At 71.6% G+C, this 1,600-nt stretch carries 1 protein-coding gene; it reads left to right on the forward strand.

Translation table 11 applies throughout. The features are described from left to right. Nucleotides 1-38 precede the first annotated feature (38 nt). Entirely contained in the window at nucleotides 39-1,544 is a 1,506-nt protein-coding gene (gene arfA, locus AOK18_RS27325; protein ID WP_074993737.1) for an arabinosylfuranosidase ArfA, read from the forward strand. Nucleotides 1,545-1,600 lie beyond the last annotated feature (56 nt).

Below are 1,600 nucleotides of genomic sequence, written 5' to 3' on the forward strand. Positions count from 1 at the left end.
CCCGAACCCCCGTCCCCAGGACCCCCGGAAGGACCATGTTGCGAACCGCCCGTTTCACCCTGGACCCCGCCTTCACCGTAGGTGAGGTGAACCCCCGCCTCTTCGGCTCGTTCGTGGAGCACCTCGGCCGCTGCGTGTACACCGGCATCTTCGAACCCGGCCACCCCACCGCGGACGCGGACGGCCTCCGCCAGGACGTCCTGGACCTCGTCAGGGAACTCGGCGTCACCGCCGTCCGCTACCCCGGCGGCAACTTCGTCTCCGGCTACAGGTGGGAGGACTCGGTCGGCCCGGTGCAGGACCGCCCGCGCCGCCTCGACCTCGCCTGGCGCTCGACCGAGACCAACCGCTTCGGCCTCTCCGAGTACATCGCGTTCCTCAGGAAGATCGGTCCCCGGGCCGAGCCCATGATGGCCGTCAACCTCGGCACCCGGGGCGTCGCGGAGGCCCTGGAGCTCCAGGAGTACGCCAACCACCCCTCCGGCACCGCGCTGTCGGACCTGCGCGCCGAGCACGGCGACAAGGACCCCTTCGGCATCCGGCTGTGGTGCCTGGGCAACGAGATGGACGGCCCCTGGCAGACCGGCCACAAGACCGCCGAGGAGTACGGCCGCCTCGCCGCCGAGACCGCCCGCGCCATGCGGCAGATCGACCCCGGTGTCGAGCTCGTCGCCTGCGGCTCCTCCAGCCGGTCGATGGAGACCTTCGCCGAGTGGGAGGCGACGGTCCTGAAGGAGACGTACGACCTCGTCGACCACATCTCCCTGCACGCCTACTACGAGCCGCACGACGCGGACGTCGACTCCTTCCTCGCCTCCGCCGTCGACATGGAGTCCTTCATCGAGAGCGTGGTCGCCACCTGCGACCACGTCGGCGCCCGCCTCAAGTCCGAGAAGAGGATCGACCTCTCCTTCGACGAGTGGAACGTCTGGTACATGTCCAGGTCGCAGGCCGAGGTCGCCGCCCTCGACTGGCCCGAGGCGCCCCGCATCCTGGAGGACAGCTACAGCGTCACCGACGCCGTCGTCCTCGGCTCGCTGCTCATCGCGCTGCTCCGGCACGCCGACCGCGTGACCGTGGCCTGTCTCGCCCAGCTCGTCAACGTGATCGCCCCCATCATGACCGAGCCGGGCGGCCCGGCCTGGCGGCAGACGACGTTCTTCCCGTTCGCCCAGGCCTCGAAGTACGGCCGCGGCGAGGTCCTCGACGTGCGCGTGGACTCACCGACGTACGGGACGAAGAAGTACGGCGAGGCCGATCTGCTGCACGCCACCGCGGTACGCGCCGAGGACGGCACGGTCACCGTCTTCGCCGTCAACCGCGGCCGCACCGAGCCGCTGCCGCTGGAGGTGGCGCTGGGCGGCCTCGCCCTCACCTCCGTCGTCGAGCACAGCGTCCTCTCCGACGCCGACCCCGACGCCCGCAACACCCTTGCCGAGCCCGAGCGGGTCGCCCCGCACGCGGCCGGGGGCACGACCCTGGACGACGGACGCCTCTCGGCCGTACTGGAACCGCTGTCCTGGAACGTGATCCGCCTGGCCTGAGCGCGGCACGGTCCGGCGGCCCCGGCGCGGGACCGTGCCGCGCTCAGGCCAGGCGG

The organism is Streptomyces prasinopilosus, from assembly GCF_001419695.1.
GTDB classification, from domain to species: Bacteria; Actinomycetota; Actinomycetes; order Streptomycetales; family Streptomycetaceae; genus Streptomyces; species Streptomyces prasinopilosus.